The organism is Streptomyces sp. NPDC051218 (genome assembly GCF_044455475.1).
Classification (GTDB): domain Bacteria; phylum Actinomycetota; class Actinomycetes; order Streptomycetales; family Streptomycetaceae; genus Streptomyces.
On record NZ_JBITEU010000009.1, the window covers coordinates 58,974 to 84,980 of the forward strand.

22 protein-coding genes and 1 pseudogene are annotated in these 26,007 nt (G+C 68.8%); 21 read left to right on the forward strand and 2 right to left on the reverse strand.

Annotated elements, in window-relative coordinates:
• The first annotated feature begins 39 nt into the window (after positions 1–39).
• The 5 genes and pseudogenes from mqnC to ACIBCK_RS26030 all read left to right on the forward strand — a co-directional run bounded on the left by mqnC (position 40) and on the right by ACIBCK_RS26030 (position 5,590).
• Positions 40–1,239, forward strand: coding sequence for a cyclic dehypoxanthinyl futalosine synthase (gene mqnC, locus ACIBCK_RS26010; RefSeq protein WP_399394060.1), 1,200 nt, complete (start codon positions 40–42; stop codon positions 1,237–1,239).
• Positions 1,240–1,246: 7 nt separating this feature from the next.
• Complete coding sequence (locus tag ACIBCK_RS26015; protein WP_399394061.1) at positions 1,247–1,846, forward strand: imidazolonepropionase-like domain-containing protein; 600 nt, start codon at positions 1,247–1,249, stop codon at positions 1,844–1,846.
• A gap of 202 nt (positions 1,847–2,048) precedes the next feature.
• Positions 2,049–2,741, forward strand: a complete 693-nt coding sequence (locus ACIBCK_RS26020) for a demethylmenaquinone methyltransferase (RefSeq protein ID WP_367044221.1) — start codon at positions 2,049–2,051, stop codon at positions 2,739–2,741.
• A gap of 233 nt (positions 2,742–2,974) precedes the next feature.
• Positions 2,975–3,043: pseudogene (locus ACIBCK_RS26025) on the forward strand (zinc-ribbon domain-containing protein); the annotation flags it as partial.
• Positions 3,044–3,418: 375 nt separating this feature from the next.
• Positions 3,419–5,590: a hypothetical protein gene (locus ACIBCK_RS26030; protein ID WP_399394640.1), complete on the forward strand. Its 2,172-nt coding sequence runs from the start codon at positions 3,419–3,421 to the stop codon at positions 5,588–5,590.
• A gap of 87 nt (positions 5,591–5,677) precedes the next feature.
• Here the strand turns inward: ACIBCK_RS26030 and ACIBCK_RS26035 are convergent, their stop codons facing one another.
• Positions 5,678–6,205, reverse strand: a complete 528-nt coding sequence (locus tag ACIBCK_RS26035) for a GNAT family N-acetyltransferase (RefSeq protein ID WP_399394063.1) — start codon at positions 6,203–6,205, stop codon at positions 5,678–5,680.
• Between the two features lie 97 nt (positions 6,206–6,302).
• Between ACIBCK_RS26035 and ACIBCK_RS26040 the strand changes: the two genes are divergently transcribed.
• On the forward strand, positions 6,303–7,592 hold the full coding sequence (locus tag ACIBCK_RS26040; protein ID WP_399394065.1) for a geranylgeranyl reductase family protein: 1,290 nt from the start codon (positions 6,303–6,305) through the stop codon (positions 7,590–7,592).
• Between the two features lie 50 nt (positions 7,593–7,642).
• Positions 7,643–7,969, forward strand: coding sequence for a putative quinol monooxygenase (locus ACIBCK_RS26045; protein ID WP_399394067.1), 327 nt, complete (start codon positions 7,643–7,645; stop codon positions 7,967–7,969).
• 105 nt (positions 7,970–8,074) lie between these two features.
• Here ACIBCK_RS26045 and ACIBCK_RS26050 read toward each other — a convergent pair whose 3' ends face one another.
• Entirely contained in the window at positions 8,075–8,890 is an 816-nt protein-coding gene (locus ACIBCK_RS26050) for a C40 family peptidase (protein WP_399394069.1), read from the reverse strand.
• Between the two features lie 941 nt (positions 8,891–9,831).
• Here ACIBCK_RS26050 and ACIBCK_RS26055 point away from each other — a divergent pair.
• The 14 genes from ACIBCK_RS26055 to nuoN are packed head-to-tail and all read left to right on the forward strand — an operon-like array spanning position 9,832 to position 25,912.
• Entirely contained in the window at positions 9,832–10,191 is a 360-nt protein-coding gene (locus tag ACIBCK_RS26055) for an NADH-quinone oxidoreductase subunit A (protein ID WP_003992243.1), read from the forward strand.
• A 20-nt stretch (positions 10,192–10,211) separates the two neighbouring features.
• Positions 10,212–10,766, forward strand: coding sequence for an NADH-quinone oxidoreductase subunit B family protein (locus ACIBCK_RS26060; RefSeq protein WP_160506582.1), 555 nt, complete (start codon positions 10,212–10,214; stop codon positions 10,764–10,766).
• Positions 10,767–10,795: 29 nt separating this feature from the next.
• Complete coding sequence (locus ACIBCK_RS26065) at positions 10,796–11,494, forward strand: NADH-quinone oxidoreductase subunit C (protein ID WP_399394603.1); 699 nt, start codon at positions 10,796–10,798, stop codon at positions 11,492–11,494.
• Entirely contained in the window at positions 11,494–12,828 is a 1,335-nt protein-coding gene (locus tag ACIBCK_RS26070; RefSeq protein WP_367044226.1) for an NADH-quinone oxidoreductase subunit D, read from the forward strand. Before ACIBCK_RS26065 ends, ACIBCK_RS26070 begins: the two co-directional genes overlap by 1 nt.
• 41 nt (positions 12,829–12,869) lie before the next feature.
• The gene (nuoE, locus tag ACIBCK_RS26075; protein ID WP_399394604.1) at positions 12,870–13,676 is read left to right on the forward strand and encodes an NADH-quinone oxidoreductase subunit NuoE; all 807 of its coding nucleotides are present in this window, start codon (positions 12,870–12,872) and stop codon (positions 13,674–13,676) included.
• Positions 13,676–15,037: an NADH-quinone oxidoreductase subunit NuoF gene (gene nuoF / locus ACIBCK_RS26080; protein ID WP_399394071.1), complete on the forward strand. Its 1,362-nt coding sequence runs from the start codon at positions 13,676–13,678 to the stop codon at positions 15,035–15,037. The genes nuoE and nuoF overlap by 1 nt, the downstream gene beginning before the upstream one ends.
• Positions 15,034–17,571 (forward strand): NADH-quinone oxidoreductase subunit G, encoded by a 2,538-nt coding sequence (locus ACIBCK_RS26085; RefSeq protein ID WP_399394073.1) that lies wholly within the window; start codon positions 15,034–15,036, stop codon positions 17,569–17,571. The genes nuoF and ACIBCK_RS26085 overlap by 4 nt, the downstream gene beginning before the upstream one ends.
• Positions 17,571–18,950: an NADH-quinone oxidoreductase subunit NuoH gene (gene nuoH, locus ACIBCK_RS26090; RefSeq protein WP_399394606.1), complete on the forward strand. Its 1,380-nt coding sequence runs from the start codon at positions 17,571–17,573 to the stop codon at positions 18,948–18,950. The genes ACIBCK_RS26085 and nuoH overlap by 1 nt, the downstream gene beginning before the upstream one ends.
• Positions 18,943–19,614, forward strand: a complete 672-nt coding sequence (nuoI, locus tag ACIBCK_RS26095; RefSeq protein ID WP_367044230.1) for an NADH-quinone oxidoreductase subunit NuoI — start codon at positions 18,943–18,945, stop codon at positions 19,612–19,614. Before nuoH ends, nuoI begins: the two co-directional genes overlap by 8 nt.
• On the forward strand, positions 19,611–20,426 hold the full coding sequence (locus ACIBCK_RS26100; protein ID WP_399394074.1) for an NADH-quinone oxidoreductase subunit J: 816 nt from the start codon (positions 19,611–19,613) through the stop codon (positions 20,424–20,426). The genes nuoI and ACIBCK_RS26100 overlap by 4 nt, the downstream gene beginning before the upstream one ends.
• Complete coding sequence (gene nuoK / locus ACIBCK_RS26105; protein WP_249588397.1) at positions 20,423–20,722, forward strand: NADH-quinone oxidoreductase subunit NuoK; 300 nt, start codon at positions 20,423–20,425, stop codon at positions 20,720–20,722. Before ACIBCK_RS26100 ends, nuoK begins: the two co-directional genes overlap by 4 nt.
• Before the next feature lie 14 nt (positions 20,723–20,736).
• A complete protein-coding gene (nuoL, locus tag ACIBCK_RS26110; protein WP_399394077.1) occupies positions 20,737–22,632 on the forward strand; it encodes an NADH-quinone oxidoreductase subunit L in 1,896 nt (631 codons plus the stop codon).
• A gap of 5 nt (positions 22,633–22,637) precedes the next feature.
• The gene (locus ACIBCK_RS26115; RefSeq protein WP_399394078.1) at positions 22,638–24,251 is read left to right on the forward strand and encodes an NADH-quinone oxidoreductase subunit M; all 1,614 of its coding nucleotides are present in this window, start codon (positions 22,638–22,640) and stop codon (positions 24,249–24,251) included.
• The gene (nuoN, locus tag ACIBCK_RS26120; RefSeq protein WP_399394080.1) at positions 24,248–25,912 is read left to right on the forward strand and encodes an NADH-quinone oxidoreductase subunit NuoN; all 1,665 of its coding nucleotides are present in this window, start codon (positions 24,248–24,250) and stop codon (positions 25,910–25,912) included. The genes ACIBCK_RS26115 and nuoN overlap by 4 nt, the downstream gene beginning before the upstream one ends.
• Positions 25,913–26,007: the final 95 nt, after the last annotated feature.

Here is a 26,007-nt window from a genome sequence, read left to right on the forward strand (position 1 = left end):
AATCAGTCCGCCCACAACCCTTACGAAAGGGACGCCCCGGTGACCGAGAAGGCCGACCTTCAGTCCGTCCTCGACCGTGCCGCCGCAGGTGGGCGGATCAGCGCCGAAGAGGCGCTCGACCTCTACCGCGATGCCCCGCTGCACGCGCTCGGCTCCGCCGCCGACGCGATCCGCCGCCGCCGGTACGCCGGGACCGAGCACATCGCGACGTACATCATCGAGCGGAACATCAACTACACGAACGTCTGCGTGACGGCGTGCAAGTTCTGCGCCTTCTACGCCGCCCCGAAGGACACCAAGAAGGGCTGGACCCGCGACCTCGACGACATCCTGCGCCGCTGCGCGGAGACCGTCGAGCTGGGCGGTACCCAGGTCATGTTCCAGGGCGGGCACCACCCGGACTTCGGCGTCGAGTACTACGAAGAGCACTTCTCGGCGATCAAGAAGAACTTCCCGCAGCTGGTCATCCACTCCCTCGGCGCCTCCGAGATCGAGCACATGGCCCGCATCTCGAAGGTCTCCGCCGAGGAGGCGATCCAGCGGATCAACGCCGCCGGGCTCGACTCCTTCGCCGGCGCCGGCGCCGAGCTGCTCCCCGCCCGACCGCGCAAGGCCATCGCCCCGCTCAAGGAGAGCGGCGAGCGCTGGCTGGAGATCATGGAGATCGCACACGGCCTCGGGGTGGAATCCACGTCCACGATGCTCATGGGCACGGGTGAGACCAACGCCGAGCGCATCGAGCACCTGCGGATGATCCGCGACGTACAGGACAGGACCGGAGGCTTCCGGGCCTTCATCCCGTACACGTACCAGCCCGAGAACAACCACCTCAAGGGCCGGACGCAGGCCAGCATCTTCGAGTACATCCGCATGATCGCGATCTCGCGGATCTTCCTCGACAACGTGGCCCACATCCAGGGTTCCTGGCTGACCACCGGCAAGGAGGCAGGGCAGCTCACCCTGCACTACGGCGCGGACGACCTCGGCTCGGTGATGCTGGAGGAGAACGTCGTCTCCTCCGCCGGTGCCAAGCACCGCAACAACCTGCGCGACATGATCGACATGATCCGCAGCGCGGACCGCGTCCCGGCCCAGCGCGCCACGACGTACGAGCACCTCGTCGTGCACGACGACCCGGCGAACGACCCGACCGACGACCGCGTCGCCTCGCACATCTCCTCCACGGCGATCGAGGGCGGCACGGCCCACCCCGAGCTGAAGCTCCTCGCCACCAACTGAGGCCGTCGTGCGCACACTTCACGTCGCCGAGGGGACAGCGGAAGCGGCGGTACTGGTCGACGGGGCGAGCGTCGCCGCCGTCGGCCCGTACGAGGAACTGGCCGCCGCGCACCCGGCGGCCCGCGTCCGCCGCTGGCCCGGCATCCTCCTGCCGGGCCTGCTCAACCCGTACGGCCCCGAAATCCTCGAAGGCACCTACCACCCGGACCCGCGCGAGGCCGCCGAGTTCGGCACCGAGCCCATCGGCGGGGAGCGCGCACGGGCGATCTTCCGCGCCGACCCGTCCCGCCTGGGCGCCAGCGCACGCCGCGGCGTACAGCGGCTGTTCGCCCACGGCACGGTGGCGGTCGCGGGTGAGTTGAAGGCACGGCCCGTCGTGGACACCGTCCGCAGGGCGGGCCTGGCGATCGGACGCCGCCCGGAGCGGCTGCAGGGCCCGGTGTCCCTCTCCCCGACCCCGCTGGTCCTCCTGCCACCCCTGACGGAGGGCGGCCCGGCCCGCTTCGCGATCTTCGAGGTGCCCGATCGTGCCGAGCTGGTGCGCCAGGGAGCGGGAACGTGCGTGGCGACGGTGGTGGAGGGACGCATGGTGTACCGCGCTCGCTGAGGAGGGGCCCCGTAAGGGGCGCGGGGCTGTGTCGATATGCGGCTCCGCCGCGTGGGCGCGAGCAACCACCGACAAGCCCGCACCCGCCGGCGGGCCCCGCCGGGCAGACGCCCCGGCGAAGAGCCCGCCGCAGGCGAGAAAGCCCGCCGCAGGCGAAGCGGGCCGCGGCCAAGGCGGAAGACCGGCCTGACACAATGGCCGGGTGACCCGAGCCACCCTGGACAAGCAGCCGCACGAAGTCGCCTCGATGTTCGACGACGTGGCGGAACGGTACGACCTGACGAACGACGTGCTGTCGCTCGGGCAGGCGAGGCTGTGGCGCAAGGAGGTCGCGAAGGCGGTCGACGCGCGCCCCGCGCAGAAGGTGCTCGACCTCGCCGCGGGCACGGCGACCTCGTCCCAGCCCTTCGCGCGAGCGGGAGCGTACGTCGTGCCCTGCGACTTCTCGCTCGGCATGCTCCAGGTCGGCAAGGCGCGCCACCCCTGGATGCCGTTCACGGCGGGTGACGCGACGAAGCTGCCGTTCAAGGACGACACGTTCGACGCCGTCACGATCTCCTTCGGCCTGCGCAACGTCCACGAGACGGACCAGGCGCTGCGGGAGATGTACCGCGTGACGAAGCCGGGCGGCCGAGTCGTCATCTGCGAGTTCTCGCACGCGACATGGGCGCCGTTCCGCACGGTCTACGAGGAGTATCTGATGCGGGCCCTGCCGCCGGTGGCGCGCGCGGTCTCCTCCAACCCCGACGCGTACGTCTACCTCGCGGAGTCCATCCGCTCCTGGCCGGACCAGCCGACGCTGGCCGCGCTGCTGCGGGACGCGGGATGGTCGAAGGTGGCGTGGCGGAATCTGACGGGCGGGATCGTGGCCCTGCACCGGGGCTTCAAGGCCTAGGGCCCGCCGGGGGGCACCCGAACGGGTAGGGCACCCGAACGGGTAGCGCGCGAAATCCTTCGTTGTGAACCGAGTTGACGGGAACCAGCCGCCGGGCAAGATGTGTCCGTTGTGATACGACTCCGCCGACGCGGCGTGGTCGATGCGGATCCGCTCTTCCGCATCGGCCGCCGCGGGATCACTCGGCACGGGTCGGTTCCATCTGGTCATCTCCCCAATGACGGAGCGTTCCCATGGCGTCGTACTGCCCTCACTGCGGGGCACCCACCCCTGACGAGGCCCGCTTCTGCATGAAGTGCGGGCGAGAGCGTCCACGTGACACGACGGTGGACGCGGGGCCCGCGGAACTGCCTGCGGCAGAGCTGGGCGATCCGACTTCCGCCTCCGCCGACGCGGCGCCGGTGGGCCCCGAGGCCGACGCGCCTGCCGGTGACGCACCCGCCGGGAACGCGAGTGCCAGTGACGCGCCCGCCGGTGACGCTCCCGGAAGCACGCCTGCCGGGCCCGGGTACACCGCAACTTCCCTCCCCGCTCCCGCACTTCCCGCCGCCCCCGCATCCCCGCCACCGCCCCCGCACACCCCCGCGGCGCCCGCAACCCCCTCCCCCCTCGGTGCCTTCCTCGGGAGGTCGTTCCGGGGAGACTGGGCGGAAGCTGCCCAAGCCGCCCTGTGGCCCGTGGGACTGGTGCTCGTCGCGGCTGTCGCGTTCGCCATCCCCTCCTACGGGCAAGGCGACGGCGACGTGGTCGTCGGGTTCGGCGACCGGCTACGGATCGCCCTCGCGCTGCTGCTCCAGGCCGTGGGCGGCGGCTTCGAGATGTCGGGGAGCGAGCGCCAGCAGTCGTCCCTCTTCGGCGGCGAGAGCTCCAGCGTCGACGTCGCCTTCGACGGCAGCGCCTCGCTCCACCTCATCCCGCTCACCGTCACCGCCCTGTGGATCGGGGCCCTCTTCATCGGCGTACGCATCCTGCGCAGCCGCGTACTCCTGCGTACCGGCGGGCAGGGCGGAGGCACGGCCGGGCTCGAAGCGGCCGTGCGCGTCAGCCTGTTGGTGACCGTGGGCACGCTCGTGCTCAGCCTCTTCGCGCAGCCCGAGATCGAGGGGGTCGAGCTCTCGTCGTCGCCGGTGCTCGCCGCTCTCGGCGCGCTCCTCCTCGCGGCCGCTGTCACCGGCGGAGTGCTGCACCGCCATGACCTGGCCCACTGGCTGGCCGCGCGGCCCGGCTGGCAGGCGGCGTTCCGTGCCACCGGCACCGCGCTGCGCGCACTCGCGGTCGTACTGGCCCTCTGCTCGGTCGTCGCGTTCATCAGCCTCGCCCAGGTCGACGACCTCGAAGGCATCGCCGACCTCGACGACGCCGATGTCTCCCCCCTGCTCATCGCCCTGCTCCTGCTGCCGAACCTCGGCATCGCGGCCCTCGGGCTCGGGTGGGGAGCACCGCTCAAGGCATCCGTGGAGGGCAGTAGTTCGGCGTACGGCGGTGGCTACGAGAGCGAGTCCTTCGGGCTCTCGGAGTTGGGCGACGTCACCAACGCCTGGGCGATCATGGGGGCGTTGACGCTCGGGCTCGTCAGCGCGCTGGTCCTCGGCCTCCTTGCCGCGCGCCGCTCAGGGCACCGGGGAGAGCAACTGCTCGCCGCCGGTGTCTTCTTCGGGCTCTTCCTGCTCCTCGCCGGGGTCGGCGGCTTCAGCATCGACGCGACCGGAAGCGCGTCCTCGCAGTTCGGTGGCGGCGGAGGCGGCAGCGGCTCGGGCAACGGCAGCTTCGAAACGGGCGTGAGCGTGCCGGACGCGCTCCTGTTCGGGCTGCTCTGGGTCTTCGGCGCCGCGCTCATCGCGCCGTTCCTGCTGCAGATGACGGGGCAGCGGACGGGGCTCGGCGCGGCGCCGATGCCACCGGTCCCGCCGATGCCGTACGGCCCCGGCTCCGTGGCCGACGCCCCCACCGAGGGTGTTGTCGGCTCCGTAGGGCCAGTAGGCCCCGCTTCAACTGGCGTTCCCGCACCCGGGGTTACCCCGGCGCCCGCCTACGCTCCCGCCGCCTACGACCCCACCCCCCACACCCCCACCCCCTACGACCCCCACACCTTCCAGCTGCGCCAGCAGCCCCCCGCCTCGCCCGCATCCCGCCGCACCGCGGTCTGGGTCGGCACCCTCGCCGCCGCCTTCCTCATCGGCAGCGGCATCGCGGCCGGGGTCCTGCTCTGGCAGAACGACGACGACGGCTCGGCCGACAAGGCCGGAGGCAAGGACGACAAGCCCGCCGTCAGCAGGACCGAGGACCCCACGCCGCCGCCCTCGCCGTCCCCATCGGTCACCCCGACACAGGACACGGAGACCCCGGCCGAGCCGAGCGCGAGCCCGGACGCCCTGGACGACGCCCCCGAACTGCCCGCAGGCTCCGACCTGGTGTCCGACGTGAGCGGCTTCGAGTTCGCCGTGCCCGACGGCTGGACCCGGCAGGGCGAGGAGCGGCCGGGCCAGATCGTGTACGCCGGGTCGACCGGCCCGGAGGGGTTCATCGTCGGCGTGGTCCCCAGCGCCCCGTACACCTCGTACGAGAACTTCACGACCATCGAGAAGGACGCCAAGAAGGACCCGAAGAAGTCGGACTACCAGCGGATCCGTCTTGAGCCGAACACCTTCCAGGGACGCCCTGGCGCGATCTGGGAGTACACCTACACCGACGGGGCGGGCCGCGAGATCCATGCGCTGAACCAGAGTTACGTCGCGGACAACGGCACCGAGTACGCCATCCTGCTCTCCTGGCGCGCGGACCACTGGCCCGCGGGCGAGGGCGAGAAGATCCACGGCACCGCGCTCGACCACTGGCGGCTCAACGGCTGAGCGGGTCAGCGGCCGAGCGGGTCAGCGGTCGAGCGGGTCAGCGGCCGAGGGGCGCGACCGCGCCGGAGCACCGCGCCGGGTGGACCGCTACAGCACGAGCCGGAAGCAGCGTGCCACCCGGTCCGTGCCCGGCGACATGAAGGTCTCGGCCAGTTCCATGCCGAGCCGGCGGGTCACCGCGATGGACCGTTCGTTACGGGCGTCGACCATCGCCACCACGTCCGGTACGCCCGCCGCGCGCACCCGCTCCAGGGTGGCCTGCGCGGCGGCGGTCGCGTACCCCTTCCCCCAGGCGGCCTTGCAGAGCCGCCAGCCGATCTCGATCTCGCCCGTGGGCCCCCAGTCGCGCGGCCACGGCTGTGCTCCGGTGAAGCCGATCGGTTCGCCGTCCGCGTCGAGCAACGTCCAGAGGCAGATGCCGAGTTCGGCGTCGTGTCTGCGCTGCCGGGCGGTGAGCTCCTCGTACACGGAGAGCTCGGCCGAGGCGCCGGTGCCGAAGAACTCCATGACGTCCGGGTCGTCGAAGAGCCGGTGCCAGACGAAGGCGTCCTCGTGCGTCGGGACGCGCAGGTGTACGACGGGCAGGGTCTTGGTCGGCAGTGCCTGCTGTGTCACGGGTGGCCCTTCGGCTAACGGATCAGTACCGCTGAATAGACTGCCCATAACCCGTGCCCGTCGGCACACAGATTTCGAGCTTTGGGGAGAACCCGCCGTGACCGAGCCCCAGCCCCTCACCGAACACACCGCTGATGTGATCGTCGTCGGGGCCGGGCCAGCCGGTTCCACGACCGCCTACTACTTGGCCAAGGCCGGACTCGACGTACTCCTCCTGGAGAAGACCGCGTTCCCCAGGGAGAAGGTCTGCGGCGACGGCCTCACGCCCCGCGCCACCAAACAGCTCGTGTCGATGGGCATCGACATCTCCGAAGAGGCGGGCTGGCTGCGGAACAAGGGCCTGCGCATCATCGGGGGCGGTGTCCGGCTCCAGCTCGACTGGCCGGATCTCGCCGCGTACCCGAACTACGGCCTGGTCCGTAAGCGCGACGACTTCGACGAGCAGCTCGCCAACCAGGCACAGAAGGCGGGCGCCCGCCTGTACGAGCGCTGCAACGTCGGCGCCCCGATCATCGACGACCGCACGGGCCGCATCACCGGCGTGCACGCCAAGCTCGGCGAGGAGAAGACCCCGGTCACCTTCCACGCACCGCTGGTGGTCGCCGCCGACGGCAACTCGACGCGGCTGTCCCTCGCGATGGGCCTGCACCGCCGCGAGGACCGCCCGATGGGCGTCGCCGTCCGTACGTACTTCACCTCGCCCCGCCACGACGACGACTACCTGGAGTCCTGGCTGGAGCTGTGGGACCGGCGCGGCGCCGAGGACCGGCTCCTGCCGGGCTACGGCTGGGTCTTCGGCATGGGCGACGGCACGTCGAACGTCGGCCTCGGCATCCTCGACTCGTCCTCCGCCTACAAGGAGCTGGACTGGCGCGAGGTGCTGAAGGCCTGGTGCGCCTCGATGCCGGAGGAGTGGGGCTACACCCCGGACAGCATGACGATGCCGATCCGCGGCGCCGCCCTGCCGATGGCCTTCAACCGCCAGCCGCACTACACCAAGGGCCTGCTCCTGGTGGGCGACGCGGGCGGCATGGTGAACCCCTTCAACGGCGAGGGCATCGCGTACGCCATGGAGTCCGGGCAGATCGCGGCGGACGTCATCGTCCAGGCGCACGCCCGGCAGACCCCCGGCCAGCGCGAACTCGCCCTCCAGCGCTACCCGAAGGTCCTCAAGGACACCTACGGCGGCTACTACACGCTGGGCCGCGCCTTCGTGAAGCTCATCGGCAACCCGAAGGTCATGAAGATCGCCACGCAGCGCGGCCTGACGCACCCGATGCTGATGCGCTTCACGCTGAAGATGCTGGCCAACCTCACCGACCCGACGGGCGGCGACGCGATGGACCGCATCATCAACGGCCTGAGCAAGGTGGCCCCGAAGGCGTGAGGCTCTGTCCCGATTTGCCCTGACCGCGTGGGTGGTACGAGGCTGGCGGCATGATTTTTATTGCCGTCAAGTTCACCGTCCGCCCCGAGCACGCCGACACCTGGCTGGAGCGGACCGCCGAGTTCACCCGGGCCACCCGCGCGGAGGAGGGCAACCTCTTCTACGAGTGGTCCCGCAGCGTCGACGACCCCCACCAGTTCGTACTCCTGGAGGGCTTCGCCTCCCAGGAGGCGGGTGCCGCGCACGTCGGCTCCGACCACTTCAAGGCGGCCATGGAGACGATGTCCGAGGCGATCGCCTCGAAGCCCGAGATCATCCACACCGAGATCCCGGGCAACAGCTGGTCCGAGATGGGCGAGTTGTCGCCGAAGGCCTGAAGCACACGGCTTTGCGGGCTGAGGCACACGGCTCGCTGAGCGCACAGAAGGGCCGGGAACCCCCCCAGCGGGGTTCCCGGCCCTTCTACGTAGCTGTGAGGGCCCTCAGAGGACGCGCACGGCGCCGTCGGCGGGGTAGCCCGACAGGTCCTGGATGACAACGCCCTTGCCGGGGTTGGCGGCGTCGAGGTACTGGCCGTTACCGATGTACACACCCACGTGGTACGCGGAGCCCGCGCCACCCCAGTACAGGATGTCGCCCACCTGAACGCTGTCGAGCGAGACCGGCGTACCGGAGACCGACTGGTCCTGCGAGACGCGCGGAAGGTCCACGCCCGCCTGCTTGAACGCGGCCTGGACGAGGCTGGAGCAGTCCCAGGCGTTGGGTCCGGAGGCACCCATGACGTACGCGTCACCGAGCTGGGCCTTGAGGAAGCTGATGACCGAGCCGACGCTGCCGCTGGCCGGGGCGGCCACATCGGCGGACGAGGCGCTGGAGCCGCCGGCGGCGCTGAGCGTCGTGCGCTCCGAGGAACGCGAGGCACGCTCCTCCTCCGCCTTCTTCTTGGCGGCGGCCTCCGCCTTGGCCTTGGCCTTCGCCTTGGCTTCGGCCTGCTCCTGGTCTTCCTTGGCCTGCTTGGCGGCCTTCACGGCGGCCGCGTCCTGCTCGGCGCGGAGCTCGTAGCTGTCGGCGGTCTGCTGCGTGACCTCAGCGGACTGCGCGATCTGCGTGGAGAGGTCCGCGGTGAGCGTGGGCATTTCGATGGTCTCGGTCACCGGCTCGGCGGCGTTCGCCGTGCCGGCGGCCGCGGCCACTGCCAGGGTGCTGAGGACGCCACCGGCAACTCCGGCGCGCAGGGCCATCTTCGAGGCGCTGCGACGGGGCTTCCGGTGGCTGGGTATGTGAGCGGTGTGGGACATGAGAACAACCGCTATCAGGGAGTCAGGGTTCCCATCAAGAAACGTGGGCTGCGCCACAGTTGCTCGTGAGGGCCGCGAATCCCGGGCGTGTCACTTCTTATTGACGCCGTAACGGGCAATGCGGACAACGGCGATCACGCCTGTGATCATGGGTTTTCTGCGATACGCCCGAATTGCCCCCGGTCTACCACCGGTTGAGCCGGTTGGCCAAGCCCGGTTTCTTTCCGGCTCATGGGCATGTGGCGCAGGTCACAGGAGTAACCCCTGGGGATCTCTCTGAGATCCCGCCGAGACCTTCCTGAGATCTCCCGAAGAATTCAGGGGTGTTGCCCGTATGGGGGATCGGTGACGGATCGACGCCGAATCGACGGTGGAACGGCGACGGGCCGACGGTGAAACGGTGACGGGTCGGTGATTGAACGGCGGCGGGCCGGTCGATTGAACGGCGACGGGCCGGTTGATTGAACGGCGACGGGCCGGTGGTGAATCGACGAGGGTCGGCGCCGCTCCGGCCGCTCGTGAATCGGCGCACGCATCCGCGGTTGTCCACTCCCGTCCACACCTCTCCCGCCAAAGTGTGAATGAGCCGCCACTATCAAGCCAGCGCGTCCAGCGCCAATTTGCTTGCGGCGGCCATCGCTTGATAGAGCGACCCCCTCCCGGCCAGCGGTAACTCGCAGAGATGTCACCTCTCGTGATCACTCAGGCGCTTCGCGTATGAAGATCACCGCTCATCCGACTTCATGATCCTTCGTCAGGTGGTGGAGATCACAAAGCCGTTGTCGCACCCCGTGTCGCAGATCACAGACCGGCGGGCATAAGATGCACGGCAGTTGGGCTTGTGACCTGCTTCACATGTAAGCGATCTTCGGGTCGTGGTGGGCGGGTCGCGGTCCGATGCAACCGCCAACAGTCAGTGCCGACTGAGAGGAGCGAGGAGCGTGAACGCCTATGCGCCCATCCTCGTGCTGGGAGCCCTCGGGGCAGGCTTTGCGATCTTCTCCGTGGTCATGGCCACGCTTATCGGTCCAAAGCGGTACAACCGCGCCAAGCTCGAGGCGTATGAGTGCGGTATCGAGCCGACGCCGACTCCGGCCGGCGGCGGGCGATTCCCGATCAAGTACTACCTGACGGCGATGCTCTTCATCGTCTTCGACATCGAGATCGTCTTCCTTTACCCCTGGGCCGTCACCTTCGACGCGCTGGGGATTTTCGGGCTCGTGGAGATGCTGCTCTTCGTGCTCACCGTCTTCGTCGCGTACGCGTACGTATGGCGGCGTGGCGGCCTGGAATGGGACTAAAGGTCTGAGGGGCCAAGAGCATGGGACTCGAAGAGAAACTGCCGAGCGGTTTTCTGCTGACCACCGTCGAACAAGCCGCGGGCTGGGTGCGCAAGTCATCCGTCTTCCCCGCGACCTTCGGCCTCGCGTGCTGCGCCATCGAGATGATGACGACGGGAGCCGGGCGCTATGACCTGGCTCGCTTCGGCATGGAGGTCTTCCGCGGTTCACCGCGCCAGGCCGATCTGATGATCGTGGCCGGGCGTGTGAGCCAGAAGATGGCGCCGGTCCTGCGGCAGGTCTATGACCAGATGCCCAACCCCAAGTGGGTCATTTCCATGGGGGTTTGCGCTTCATCGGGCGGGATGTTCAACAATTACGCGATTGTGCAGGGTGTGGATCACATTGTCCCTGTTGACATCTATTTGCCCGGCTGTCCGCCGCGGCCCGAGATGCTGATGGACGCCATCCTCAAGCTGCACCAGAAGATCCAGGGCGGAAAGCTCGGGGTCAACGCGGAGGAAGCGGCCCGCGAGGCGGAGGAGGCGGCCCTCAAGGCGCTCCCCACCATCGAGATGAAGGGGCTGCTGCGGTGAGCGACGCGCACGACGAACACGACGAGCACCTGAACGGGAACGGCGTTCCCGCACCCCGCGACGAGGCCGGCAAGGTCATCCGCGTCCGCAAGGGCATGTTCGGCGCCAACAACGGCGGCGACACGTCCGGTTACGGCGGGCTCGTGCGGACCATCACCCTGCCGGGCGCCACCGCGCGCCCGTACGGCGGCTGGTTCGACGAGGTCGCGGACGAGCTGGAGGGAGCCCTGGAAGAGCAGGGGCTCCTGCCGGAGAACGCGATCGAGAAGACGGTCGTCGACCGTGACGAGCTGACCTTCCACATCGCGCGCGAGCACCTGGTGCGGGTCGCCCAGACGCTGCGCGACGACCCGGCCCTGCGCTTCGAACTCTGCACGGGCGTCTCGGGGGTGCACTTCCTGGAGGACAAGGGCCGTGAGCTGCACGCCGTCTACCACCTGCGCTCGATCACCCACAACCGCCTGATCCGGCTCGAAGTCAGTGCCCCTGACGCCGACCCTCACGTCCCCTCGCTGGTCGCGGTCTACCCGACCAACGACTGGCACGAGCGCGAGACGTACGACTTCTTCGGCTTGATCTTCGACGGCCACCCAGCCCTTACGCGGATCATGATGCCGGACGACTGGCAGGGCTTCCCGCAGCGCAAGGACTACCCCCTCGGCGGCATCCCCGTCGAGTACAAGGGCGCCCAGATCCCGGCTCCGGACCAGCGGAGGTCGTACAGCTGATGTCTGCAACTCAGGGAACTTCCCACGCTTCCGCCCGTGAGACGACCGAGGGGACTGTATATACGGTCACCGGCGGCGACTGGGACGAGGTCGTCCAGTCCGCCGCCCGGTCCGACGACGAGCGCATCATCGTCAACATGGGTCCGCAGCACCCCTCCACCCATGGTGTGCTCCGGCTCATCCTGGAGATCGAGGGCGAGACCGTCTCCGAGGCCCGCTGCGGCATCGGCTATCTGCACACGGGCATCGAGAAGAACCTCGAATACCGCACGTGGACGCAGGGCACGACGTTCGTCACGCGCATGGACTATCTGACGCCGTTCTTCAACGAAGCGGCGTACTGCCTCGGGGTCGAGAAGCTCCTCGGCATCGAGGACCAGATCCCGGACCGCGCGTCGATCATCCGCGTGCTCCTGATGGAGCTCAACCGGCTCTCCTCGCACCTGGTGTGCATCGCCACCGGCGGCATGGAGCTGGGCGCGACGACGATCATGATCTACGGCTTCCGTGATCGTGAACTCGTTCTCGACATCTTCGAGCTGATCACCGGACTGCGCATGAACCACGCGTACATCCGGCCCGGCGGACTCGCCCAGGACCTGCCCCCGGGCGCGGTGGACCAGATCCGCGAGTTCGTGAAGAAGATGCAGAAGAACCTCGGCGAGTACGACAAGCTCGCCACCGGCAACCCCATCTTCAAGGCCCGTATGCAGGACGTCGGCTACCTCGACCTCGCGGGCTGCATGGCCCTCGGCGCCACGGGACCGGTCCTGCGCTCGGCGGGTCTGCCGCACGACCTGCGCAAGGCGCAGCCCTACTGCGGTTACGAGAACTACGAGTTCGACGTGCCGACCGCCGACACCTGTGACTCCTACGGACGCTTCCTGATCCGTCTGGAGGAGATGCGCCAGTCGCTGCGCATCGTCGAGCAGTGCCTGGACCGCCTCGCGCCGGGTCCGGTCATGGTCGGCGACAAGAAGATCGCCTGGCCCGCGCAACTGGCGCTCGGCCCGGACGGATTGGGCAACTCGCTCGATCACATCAAGAAGATCATGGGCACCTCCATGGAGGCCCTGATCCACCACTTCAAGCTGGTGACCGAGGGCTTCCGGGTCCCGGCCGGGCAGGCGTACACCGCGGTCGAGTCGCCCAAGGGCGAGCTCGGGGTGCATGTCGTCTCCGACGGCGGCACCCGCCCCTACCGGGTCCACTTCCGTGACCCGTCCTTCACCAACCTGCAGGCCATGGCGGCGATGTGCGAGGGCGGCCAGGTCGCTGACGTCATCGTCGCCGTCGCGTCCATCGACCCCGTGATGGGAGGCGTCGACCGGTGACCACCACTCCTTCCCAGCAGGGTGCGGGCGTCAGCCTGGGCATGCCCCAACTCCCCGCCCCCGACTTCCCGGCCGACGTACGGGCCAGGCTCGACGCGGACGCCAAGGAGATCATCTCCCGCTACCCGGACTCCCGGTCCGCGCTGCTCCCACTGCTGCACCTCGTGCAGTCGGAGGAGGGCCACGTCACGCGTACGGGCATGGCCTTCTGCGCGGAGGTGCTCGGCCTGACCACCGCCGAGGTCACCGCGGTCGCGACCTTCTACACGATGTACCGGCGCAAGCCCTCCGGTGACTACCAGGTCGGCGTCTGCACGAACACGCTGTGCGCCGTCATGGGCGGCGACGCGATCTTCGAGCAGCTCCAGGAGCACCTGGGCGTCGGCAACGAAGGGACCACGGAGGACGGCAAGGTCACGCTGGAGCACATCGAGTGCAACGCGGCCTGCGACTTCGCTCCCGTCGTGATGGTCAACTGGGAGTTCTTCGACAACCAGACTCCCGAGACCGCCAAGCGGCTCGTCGACGACCTGCGCGCGGGCGTGCAGGTCGAGCCGACCCGCGGCGCCCCCTTGTGCACGTACAAGGAGACGGCCCGGATCCTGGCGGGCTTCCCGGACGAGCGCGCCGGCGCCGTCGAGGCGAGCGGCGGCGCGGGCCCCGCATCGCTGATCGGTCTTCGCCTGGCCAAGGGCGAGTTGCCACAGCCGCGCGTGGTCCACCCGCGCACGGGCGGCCCGCAGGACGAGGCGCCCGCCGAGCACCTCAGCTCGCACGACGCACCGCAGGAGACCTCGGCATCCGACCCGGACCACCCGGCCGGACCGACCGCCGAGGAGGGGGAGTGATGACCTTGGCTGCCGAGATCGACAACGAGACCAGCCCCGAGAAGCTGCTCGCGCCGGTGCTCTCGGCGTTCTGGGACGAGGAGAAGTCCTGGACGCTGGACACCTACCGACGGCACGAGGGGTACGAGGGCCTGCGCAAGGCCCTGGCCATGGCGCCGGACGACCTCATCGCGTACGTCAAGGACTCCGGTCTGCGCGGCCGGGGCGGCGCCGGATTCCCCACCGGAATGAAATGGCAGTTCATTCCACAGGGAGACGGAAAGCCGCACTATCTAGTTGTCAACGCCGACGAATCGGAGCCGGGGACCTGCAAGGACATCCCGCTCCTCTTCGCGAACCCGCATAGCCTCATCGAGGGCATTGTGATCGCCTGTTACGCGATCCGCTCGTCGCATGCCTTCATCTACCTGCGCGGTGAAGTCGTCCCCGTGCTCAGGCGGTTGCACGAGGCCGTGCGTGAGGCGAAAGAGGCGGGATTCCTGGGCGAGAACATCCTGGGCAGCGGACTCGACCTCGAACTCACCGTGCACGCGGGCGCTGGCGCGTACATCTGTGGTGAGGAGACCGCGCTGCTCGACTCGCTCGAAGGCCGCCGTGGCCAGCCGCGACTGCGTCCCCCTTTCCCGGCCGTCGCGGGCCTCTACGCATGCCCCACTGTTGTCAATAACGTCGAGTCCATCGCGTCGGTTCCCGCGATCCTGAATCGCGGAAAAGACTGGTTCAAGTCGATGGGAAGCGAGAAGTCCCCCGGCTTCACGCTCTATTCGCTGAGCGGCCACGTCACGAGCCCCGGCCAGTACGAGGCGCCGCTCGGCATCACCCTGCGCCAGCTGCTCGAAATGAGCGGCGGGATGAGGGCGGGCCACCGGCTCAAGTTCTGGACGCCCGGCGGTTCCTCCACGCCGATGTTCACCGACGAGCACCTCGACGTCCCGCTGGACTACGAGGGTGTGGGCGCCGCCGGCTCGATGCTCGGCACGAAGGCCCTGCAGTGCTTCGACGAGACGACGTGCGTGGTGCGGGCGGTCACCCGCTGGACCGAGTTCTACGCCCACGAGTCCTGCGGCAAGTGCACGCCGTGCCGCGAAGGGACGTACTGGCTGGTCCAGTTGCTCCGCGACATCGAGGCCGGCAAGGGCGTCATGTCCGACCTGGACAAGCTGAACGACATCGCCGACAACATCAACGGCAAGTCGTTCTGCGCTCTCGGTGACGGCGCCGCATCGCCGATCTTCTCCTCGCTCAAGTACTTCCGCGAGGAGTACGAGCAGCACATCACCGGCAAGGGCTGCCCCTTCGACCCGGCGAAGTCGACTCTCTGGGCCGACCGGCCCTCCGCACATTCGGAGGTGAACGCATGACAGTACTGAATTCGAATAGCGGCTCCGCCGCGGGCCAAAGCGCTCCCTCCGGGGGCGGGGAGGCGGCGGTTCCGCCGGAAGACCTCGTGTCGCTGACGATCGACGGCATCGAGATCAGCGTCCCCAAGGGGACGCTGGTCATCCGGGCCGCCGAGCTTCTCGGCATCGAGATCCCGCGGTTCTGCGACCACCCGCTGCTCGACCCCGCGGGCGCCTGCCGCCAGTGCATCGTCGAGGTGGAGGGCCAGCGCAAGCCGATGGCCTCCTGCACCATCACCTGCACCGACGGCATGGTCGTGAAGTCGCAGCTCTCCTCGCCGGTCGCCGAGAAGGCGCAGCGCGGCGTGATGGAGCTGCTCCTGATCAACCACCCGCTGGACTGCCCGGTCTGCGACAAGGGCGGCGAGTGCCCCCTGCAGAACCAGGCGATGCAGGTCGGCGACTCCGACAGCCGCTTCGAGGGAAAGAAGCGGACGTTCGAGAAGCCGGTGCCGATCTCCACGCAGGTGCTGCTCGACCGTGAGCGGTGCGTGCTGTGCGCGCGCTGCACCCGGTTCTCGAACCAGATCGCGGGCGACCCGATGATCGAGCTGATCGAGCGCGGTGCGCTCCAGCAGGTCGGCACGGGCGAGGGCGATCCCTTCGAGTCGTACTTCTCCGGGAACACCATCCAGATCTGTCCGGTCGGCGCGCTGACATCGGCGGCGTATCGCTTCCGCTCCCGCCCGTTCGACCTGGTGTCGTCGCCGTCGATCTGCGAGCACTGCGCGGGCGGCTGCGCGACCCGCACCGACCACCGGCGCGGCAAGGTCATGCGGCGCCTGGCGCAGGACGACCCCGAGGTCAACGAAGAGTGGATGTGCGACAAGGGGCGCTTCGGCTTCCGTTACGCGCAGAAGCCGGACCGGCTCACCACCCCGCTCGTGCGCAACGCCGAGACGGGTGAGCTGGAGACCGCGAGCTGGCCCGAGGCCCTCGAAGCCGCGGCCACCGGGCTCGCCGCCGCGCGCGGCCGGGCCGGTGTGCTGACCGGCGGTCGCCTCACCGTCGAGGACGCGTACGCGTACAGCAAGTACGCGCGCGTGGCGCTCGACACGAACGACATCGACTTCCGCGCGCGCGTGCACAGCAGCGAGGAGGCAGACTTCCTCGCTGCCCGTGTCGCGGGCCGTGGCCGGGATCTCGACGGCGTCGGAGTCACGTACGCGGAAGTGGAGAAGGCGCCCGCGGTCCTGCTCGTCGGGTTCGAGGCCGAGGAGGAGGCGCCCGGGATCTTCCTGCGCCTTCGCAAGGCCTGGCGCAAGCACGGCCAGCGGACGTTTTCCCTCGCCACGCACCAGACCCGGGGCCTGGAGAAGGCGGGCGGCACGCTGCTGCCCGCGGCTCCCGGCACCGAGACGGAGTGGCTCGACGCGCTCTCCGGAGAGGTCGGTCTTGAGGGCGACGGCGCTTCGGCGGCCGAGGCGCTGCGCGCTCCGGGCGCGGTGATTCTGGTCGGCGAGCGTCTCGCCGCGGTGCCGGGCGGCCTCACCGCCGCTGTACGGGCCGCTTCCGCGACCGGAGCGCGGCTGGTGTGGATTCCTCGCCGGGCGGGGGAGCGCGGGGCCATCGAGGCCGGCGCGCTGCCCTCGTTGCTGCCGGGCGGGCGTCCCTCCACCGACCCGCGCGCGCGGGACGAGGTCGCGACCGCCTGGCGCGTCGCCGAACTCCCGCACCGCTACGGCCGCGACACCGGCCAGATCATCGAGGCGGCGGCGACCGGTGAACTGGGCGCGCTCCTGGTGGCGGGCGTGGAGGTCGCCGACCTTCCCGACCCGGCACGCGCGCGTGAAGCACTCTCCGAGGTCGGGTTCCTGGTCTCCCTCGAGCTGCGGCCCAGTGAGGTCACCGAGCACGCCGACGTCGTACTCCCCGTGGCCGCGGTCGCGGAGAAGCCCGGCACCTTCCTCAACTGGGAGGGCAGGGCGCGGATGTTCGACGCCGCGCTGAAGCCCGACCACATGACGCGCACCCTGGCCCCGACGGACGCGCGTGTGCTGCACATGCTGGCCGACGCCGGGGACGTACACCTGGGTCTGCCCGACCTGGCGACCGCTCGGCGCGAGCTCGACCGGCTCGGCGGGTGGGACGGCACGCACGCCACGGAACCCGTGGAGACGGCCGCCCAGCCGCCGAGGCCGGCCTCCGGAGAGGCCGTTCTCGCGGGGCACCGGCTGCTTCTCGACCAGGGCCGCCTCCAGGAGGGCGACGAGGCGCTCGCCGGTACGCGGCACGCCGCGGTCGCCAGGCTCTCGGCGGCCACCGCGGCCGAGGCCGGCGTCAAGGACGGCGACGTCCTGGCCGTCACGGGCTCCATGGGGGCGACGGAACTGCCCCTCGTGGTCACCGAGATGCCCGACCGTGTGGTGTGGCTGCCGCTGAACTCGACCGGGGGAGGCGTCACTTCCGACACCGGTGCGCGCCCCGGCGACCTCGTCCGCATCGGCCCGGCGCTCCTGCCGGAGCCCTCTGAGGCCCCGGAGGTGACGTCGTGATGCACCACATGGTGCCGCTTGCGGCGGAAGACCTGTCCATGTTCGGCCGTGACCCGTGGTGGCTCGTCGCCGTCAAGGCGGTGTTCTGCTTCGCGTTCCTGATGGTGACGGTGCTCTTCTCCATCGTGTGGGAGCGCAAGGTCGTCGCCTGGATGCAGCTGCGCATCGGCCCGAACCGGCACGGCCCCTGGGGCATGCTGCAGTCCCTCGCGGACGGCATCAAGCTGATGCTCAAGGAAGACGTGATCGTCAAGCGCGCGGACAAGGTGGTGTACATCCTCGCGCCGATCGTCGCGGCCATCCCGGCGTTCATGGCGATCGCGGTGATCCCCTTCGGCCCCGCGGGCAACGAGATCTCGATCTTCGGCCAGCGCACGACGATGCAGCTCACCGACCTGCCGATCGCGATGCTCTACATCCTCGCGGTCGCCTCGGTCGGCATCTACGGCATCGTGCTCGCGGGCTGGAGCTCCGGATCGACCTATCCGCTCCTCGGCGGTCTGCGCTCCTGCGCGCAGATGATCTCGTACGAGATCGCGATGGGCGCGGCGTTCGCCTCGGTGTTCCTCTACTCCGGGTCGATGTCGACCTCGGCGATCGTGGAGGCGCAGGCGGACCGCTGGTACGTCCTGCTGCTGCCGGTCTCGTTCCTGATCTACATCGTGACGATGATCGGCGAGACCAACCGCGCCCCCTTCGACATGCCGGAGTCCGAGGGCGACCTCGTCGGCGGCTTCAACACCGAGTACTCGTCGATCAAGTTCGCGCTGTTCATGCTCGCCGAGTACGTCAACATGGTCACCGTCTCGGCGGTCTCGGTCACCCTCTTCCTGGGCGGCTGGCGGGCCCCGTATCCGATCAGCACCTTCTGGGAGGGCGCGAACCACGGCTGGTGGCCGATGCTCTGGTTCGTGATCAAGGTCCAGCTGCTGCTGTTCTTCTTCATCTGGCTGCGCGGCACGCTGCCCCGCGTCCGCTACGACCAGCTGATGAAGCTCGGCTGGAAGGTCCTGATCCCGGTATCGGTCGTCTGGCTGATGCTCGTGGCGACGGTCAGGGCGATGCGGAACGAGGAGTACGACTTCACCTCGATCGCGCTCTATGTGGGCGGCGGAGTCATCGCGCTCCTGTTGCTCTCCGTCGTCGTCGACATCTTCCGCGACAAGCGCGAGAAGGAAGCGGCGGCATCCGAGAGCGAGGAGCCCACCGCCTTCGACCCGATGGCGGGCGGATTCCCCGTCCCGCCACTGCCCGGACAGAGCCTGCCGCCCGTACCGCGACGACGCTCGCGCCAGGAGCGGGAGCTGATTGTCAGTGGTGGGCCGGATACTCAAAGTGACGGAACCCGAAGTGACGGAAAGGAGGCGTCCGATGGCTGAGCCGAAGAAAGAGTCACACCAGTCGCAGCACGAGTCGAACCAATCGAAGCAGGGGTTCCAGAACCCCGTCGCAGGCTTCGGCGTGACCTTCAAGGCCATGTTCAAGAAGCGGCTGACCGAGCAGTATCCGGAGCAGGAGAAGACCACCGCTCCCCGCTTCCACGGCAGGCACCAGCTCAACCGCCATCCGGACGGCCTGGAGAAGTGCATCGGCTGCGAGCTCTGCGCCTGGGCCTGCCCCGCCGACGCGATCTACGTGGAGGGCGCGGACAACACCGAGGAGGAGCGCTACTCCCCGGGCGAGCGGTACGGCCGCGTCTACCAGATCAACTACGCCCGCTGCATCCTGTGCGGTCTGTGCATCGAGGCGTGCCCCACGCGCGCGTTGACGATGACGAACGACTTCGAGCTGGCCGACAGCAGCCGCGAGAGCCTCATCTACACCAAGGAGCAGCTGCTCGCGGGCCTGGAGGAAGGCATGGTCGAGTCACCGCACTCGATCTTCCCCGGCACGGACGAGCAGGACTACTACCGCGGCCTGGTGACAGAGGCAGCTCCCGGCACGGTGCCGCAAGTGGCCCTCTCCAAGGGGGAGACGCCCCAGGAGGCCGCCTCCACCTTCGGGGAAGACGAGCCCGCGTCGGGGAAGGTGATCAACCGATGACGCAGCTCGCCGCCTACACCACCTCCACCGGTGAGGCCGTCCAGTTCTGGGTGCTCGGCACGGTCGCCGTGATCGGCGCCCTGTGCACGATCCTCATGAAGAAGGCCGTGCACAGCGCGCTCTGTCTCGCCGGAACCATGATCATCCTGGCGGTCTTCTACCTCGCCAACGGGGCGTACTTCCTGGGCGTCGTCCAGGTCGTCGTCTATACGGGCGCGATCATGATGCTCTTCCTCTTCGTGGTCATGCTCGTCGGTGTCACCGCCGCCGACTCCCTGAAGGAGACCATCAAGGGGCAGCGCTGGCTGGCCGGTCTCTGTGGTTTCGGCTTCGCGATCCTGCTCTTCGGGGGCATCGGGAACGCCTCGGTGAACGAGTTCGCGGGGATGGGCAAGGCGAACGCCGGCGGCAACGTGGAGGGTCTCGCCGAGAGCATCTTCACGAAGTACGTCTTCGCGTTCGAGATCACCGGCGCGCTGCTCATCACCGCCACCGTCGGCGCGATGGTGCTCACCCACCGCGAGCGTACGGAGCGCGCCAAGACGCAGCGCGAGATGTCCGAGGAGCGCGTGCGCGGCAAGCACCTGCCGCCGCTGCCCGCCCCCGGTGTCTACGCCCGGCACAACGCCGTGGACATCGCGGGACTGCTCCCCGATGGCACCCCCTCGGAGCTCACGGTCAACAAGACGCTGCGTGAGCGCGGCCAGATCCGCGATGTCTCGGACGAGGCACTCGACGATCTGCGAGCCCTCGAACAGCGCTCCACGGCGCGCCTCGAGCGGTCGCCCAAGTCCGAGGAGGCGTCGAAGTGAACCCGGTCAATTACCTGTATCTCGCGGCGCTGTTGTTCTCGATCGGCGCCACCGGCGTGCTGATCAGGCGGAACGCGATCGTGGTGTTCATGTGTATCGAGCTGATGCTCAACGCGTGCAACCTCGCCTTTGTCGCCTTCTCCCGGCTGCACGGCAATCTCGACGGCCAGATCATCGCGTTCTTCACGATGGTCGTCGCCGCGGCGGAAGTCGTGGTCGGTCTCGCGATCATCGTGTCGCTGTTCCGCTCCCGTCACTCGGCCTCGGTCGACGACGCCAGCCTGATGAAGCTGTAAGGGGTCGCTGAAAAGTGGAGAACCTGATCGCGCTGCTCGTAGCGGCGCCTCTGCTCGGAGCGGCCGTACTGCTGTGCGGCGGGCGGCGGTTGGACCGCGTGGGCCACTGGCTCGGCACGCTGCTCGCGGCCGCATCCTTCGTCGTCGGCGTCGTGCTCTTCGCCGACATGCTGGGCAAGGGCGCCGACGAGCGCTCCCTGTCGCAGCACCTGTTCAGCTGGATTCCCGTGGAGGGTTTCCAGGCGGACGTCGCCTTCCAGCTCGACCAGCTGTCGATGACGTTCGTCATGCTGATCACCGGTGTGGGCACCCTGATCCACATCTACTCCATCGGGTACATGGAGCACGACGAGCGGCGCCGCCGCTTCTTCGGCTATCTGAACCTGTTCCTCGCGGCGATGCTCATCCTGGTCCTCGCCGACAACTACCTCCTCCTGTACGTCGGATGGGAGGGCGTCGGCCTCGCCTCGTACCTCCTGATCGGCTTCTGGCAGCACAAGCCCAGCGCGGCCACCGCCGCGAAGAAGGCCTTCCTGGTCAACAGGGTCGGCGACATGGGCCTTTCGATCGCCATCATGCTGATGTTCACCACCTTCGGGACGTTCGCCTTCGGGCCCGTCCTGGAGGCCACGGGTGAGACGTCGGAGGGCAAGCTGACGGCCATCGGCCTGATGCTCCTTCTCGCGGCGTGCGGCAAGTCCGCCCAGGTGCCGCTGCAGTCCTGGCTCGGCGACGCGATGGAGGGCCCGACCCCGGTCTCGGCCCTCATCCACGCGGCGACGATGGTGACCGCCGGCGTGTACTTGATCGTCCGCTCCGGCGCGATCTTCAACGGCGCCCCGGACGCGCAGCTCGTCGTCACCATCGTGGGCGCGGTCACGCTGCTCTTCGGTGCGATCGTCGGTTGCGCGAAGGACGACATCAAGAAGGCGCTCGCCGGATCGACGATGTCCCAGATCGGGTACATGATCCTGGCCGCGGGCCTCGGCCCCATCGGCTACGTCTTCGCGATCATGCACCTGGTGACGCACGGTTTCTTCAAGGCCGGGCTCTTCCTCGGGGCCGGTTCGGTCATGCACGGCATGAACGACGAGGTCGACATGAGGAAGTACGGCGGCCTCAGGAAGTACATGCCGGTCACCTTCGTGACGTTCGGGCTCGGCTATCTGGCGATCATCGGCTTCCCGGGTCTGTCCGGCTTCTTCTCCAAGGACAAGATCATCGAGGCGGCGTTCGCCAAGGGCGGCACGGAGGGCTGGATCCTCGGCTCGGTCGCGCTGCTGGGCGCCGCGATCACCGCGTTCTACATGACACGCGTAATGATCATGACGTTCTTCGGTGAGAAGCGCTGGCAGCCAGATGCGGAGGGCCACGAACCGCACCCGCACGAGTCACCCAGGTCCATGACGATCCCGATGATCGTGCTGGCCTTCGGGTCCGTCTTCGCAGGTGGGTTCTTCAGCATCGGCGACCGCTTCATCCACTGGCTTGAGCCGGTCACCCAGCACGAACACGGCCACTCTCCGCTGAGCGCCGCCACGGTCACGGGCGCCACCATGGTGGTCCTGCTCATCGGCGTGGCCCTCGCCTATTTCCAGTACGGCCGCCGTCCCGTCCCGGTCACCGCCCCGCGCGGTTCGCTGCTCACCCGGGCGGCCCGGCGCGATCTCCTCCAGGACGACTTCAACCACGTCGTCCTGGTCCGCGGCGGTGAGCACCTCACCCGCTCCCTGGTCTACGTCGACCACACCCTGGTCGACGGTGTCGTCAACGGCTCGGCGGCCTCGGTCGGCGGGCTCTCCGGACGGCTGCGCAAGATGCAGAACGGCTATGCCCGCTCCTACGCGGTCTCGATGTTCGGCGGCGTTGCGGTACTCATCGCCGCGACCCTGCTGATGAGGGCGGTCTGATACCGATGTCCTTTCCTCTGCTGACAGCGACGGCGGCCCTGCCCGCGGTCGGCGCGATCGCCGTTGCGGCCGTTCCGGCCGCCCGGCGTACCGCCGCCAAGTGGCTCGCGCTGCTCGTGTCGCTCGCCACGCTCGCGCTCGCCGTGACCGTGCTCGTGCGCTTCGACCCCGACGGGGCCCGCTATCAACTCACCGAGTCCCGCTCGTGGATCGCGGAATTCGGGGTGCGGTACGAGCTCGGGGTGGACGGCATCGGTGTCGCCCTCATCGCGCTCACCGCACTCCTGATGCCCTTCATCATCCTGGCGGGCTGGCACGACGCCGATCCTTCCCCAAGCTCTCAACTTCGTTCGAGCAGGGGAGGCCCCAATGAGACGAAGGCCCCTTATAACTGGCGGCCGACCCAGGGCTTCTTCGCCCTGATCCTGGCCGTCGAGGCGATGGTGATCCTCTCCTTCGAGGCCACCGACGTCTTCCTCTTCTACATCTTCTTCGAAGCCATGCTCATCCCGATGTACTTCCTCATCGGCGGCTTCGGGGACCGCGCCCACGCGGGCACGGACGAGAACGCCTCGGCCCAACGCTCGTACGCGGCCGTGAAGTTCCTCCTCTACAACCTGGTCGGCGGCCTCATCATGCTGGCCGCCGTCATCGGGCTCTACGTGGTGGCGGGGAACTTCTCGCTCCAGGAGATCACCGAGGCGCGGGCCGACGGCACGCTGGAGATGGCCACGAGCACCGAACGGTGGCTCTTCCTCGGCTTCTTCTTCGCCTTCGCGGTGAAGGCGCCGCTGTGGCCGCTGCACACCTGGCTGCCGAACGCGATGGGCGAGTCCACGGCCCCGGTCGCGGTCCTGATCACGGCAGTGGTCGACAAGGTCGGCACGTTCGCGATGCTGCGCTTCTGCCTCGGACTCTTCCCCGAGGCGAGCAAATGGGCGACACCCGTCATCCTGGTGCTCGCGCTGATCAGCATCATCTACGGCGCGCTGCTCGCCGTGGGCCAGCGCGACATCAAACGCCTGGTGGCGTACGCGTCGATCTCGCACTTCGGGTTCATCATCCTCGGCATCTTCGCGATGACCTCGCAGGGCCAGTCCGGCGCGACGCTCTACATGGTCAACCACGGAATCTCGACCGCCGCCCTGATGCTGGTGGCCGGCTTCCTGATCTCGCGGCGCGGCTCGCGGCTCATCGCGGACTACGGAGGGGTGCAGAAGGTCGCACCGGTGCTCGCCGGCACCTTCCTGATCGGCGGTCTCGCGACGCTCTCGTTGCCGGGGCTCGCGCCCTTCGTGAGTGAATTCCTGGTCCTGGTCGGCGCGTTCGCGCGCTATCCGGTGGTCGGGATCATCGCCACCATCGGCATCGTGCTCGCCGCGCTCTACACCCTCGTCCTCTACCAGCGGACGATGACGGGCCCGGTGAAGCCGGAGGTCTCGGCCATGCCGGACCTGCGGGTGCGTGAACTCCTGGTCGTCACACCGCTGATCGCCCTCCTGATCGGCCTCGGCGTCTACCCGAAGCCGCTCACCGACCTGGTCAACCCGGCGGTCAAGCACACCATGTCCGACGTACAGCAGAAGGACCCGAAGCCCGACGTGGAGGCGGCCAAGTGAGCGCATCAGCCGTCCACAGCCTGTGGACAATGGCGTCGGCCGCGGCGCCCCAGGACCAGATCGACAAGATCGACACTCCCACGATCGAGTACGGGCAGCTGTCACCGACGTTGATCGTCATCGGCGCGGCGGTCCTCGGGATCCTCATCGAGGCCTTCGTGCCGCGCAAATCCCGTTACTACGCGCAGGTGTTCGTGGCGGTCGTCGCCCTCACCGCGGCCTTCGCCGCGGTCGTCGGGCTCGCGGCGACCGGGTACGGCACGACGAAGGCACACATCGCGGCCATGGGCGCCATCGCGGTCGACGGACCGGCGCTCTTCCTCCAGGGCACGATCCTTCTGGCGGGCCTCGTCGCGATCTTCACGTTCGCGGAGCGGCGGCTCGACCCGGTGGCACACGGCAAGCGCGTGGACTCGTTCGCCGCGCAGGCCGGAGCGACGCCGGGCAGTGAGGGTGAAAAGGCCGCCACGAAGGCCGGGTTCGCCACCACCGAGGTGTTCCCGCTGGCGCTCTTCGCGATCGGCGGCATGCTCGTCTTCCCGTCGGCGAACGACCTCCTGACGCTCTTCATCGCGCTTGAGGTCTTCTCGCTGCCGCTCTACCTCCTGTGCGCGCTCGCCCGCCGCAAGCGCCTGATGTCGCAGGAAGCCGCCGTCAAGTACTTCCTGCTCGGCTCGTTCTCCTCGGCGTTCCTGCTCTTCGGGATCGCCCTGCTCTACGGGTACGCGGGCTCCGTGTCGTACGGCACGATCGCGAAGGTCATCGACGGCAGCGTCCAGGAGGTCAACCCCGCGCTCGCCGACACCATGGGCAACGACGCGCTGCTCCTGATCGGCGCCGCGATGATCGTCATGGGTCTGCTCTTCAAGGTCGGCGCCGTGCCGTTCCACATGTGGACCCCGGACGTGTACGAGGGCGCGCCCACCCCGGTCACCGGCTTCATGGCCGCGGCGACGAAGGTGGCCGCCTTCGGCGCGCTGCTCCGGCTCCTCTACGTGGTCCTGCCGGGCCTGCGCTGGGACTGGCGCCCCGTGATGTGGGGCGTCGTGATCCTCACGATGCTGGCCGGTGCGATCGTCGCGATCACGCAGACCGACATCAAGCGGCTGCTCGCGTACTCCTCGATCGCCCACGCGGGCTTCATCCTCGCCGGTGTCATCGCCATGACGCCGGACGGCATCTCGTCGGTCCTCTTCTATCTGGGGGCCTACTCCTTCGTGACGATCGGCGCGTTCGCCGTGGTCACGCTGGTGCGGGACGCGGGCGGCGAGGCCACGCATCTGTCGAAGTGGGCGGGGCTCGGGCGGCGCTCGCCGCTGGTCGCCGCCGTCTTCGCGGTGTTCCTGCTCGCCTTCGCCGGCATTCCGCTGACCTCTGGGTTCTCCGGGAAGTTCGCGGTGTTCAAGGCGGCGGCGGAGGGTGGCGCGGGCGCGCTGGTCGTGGTCGGTGTGATCTCGTCCGCGATCGCCGCGTTCTTCTACATCCGCGTGATCGTGCTCATGTTCTTCAGCGAGCCGAAGGCGGACGGCCCGACCGTCGCCGTGCCCTCGCCGCTGACGATGACGGCGATCGGCGTGGGCGTCGCGGTGACGCTGGTGCTCGGCGTGGCCCCGCAGTACTTCCTGGATCTGGCGAACCAGGCGGGGGTCTTCGTCCGGTAGCCGTATCGCCGGCTGTTCCGCATATCTGTTCCACTCGCCGGCCGCCCGGCACCCCGTCCGACAGGGGTGCCGGGCGGCGGCCTGTGGATAACTTC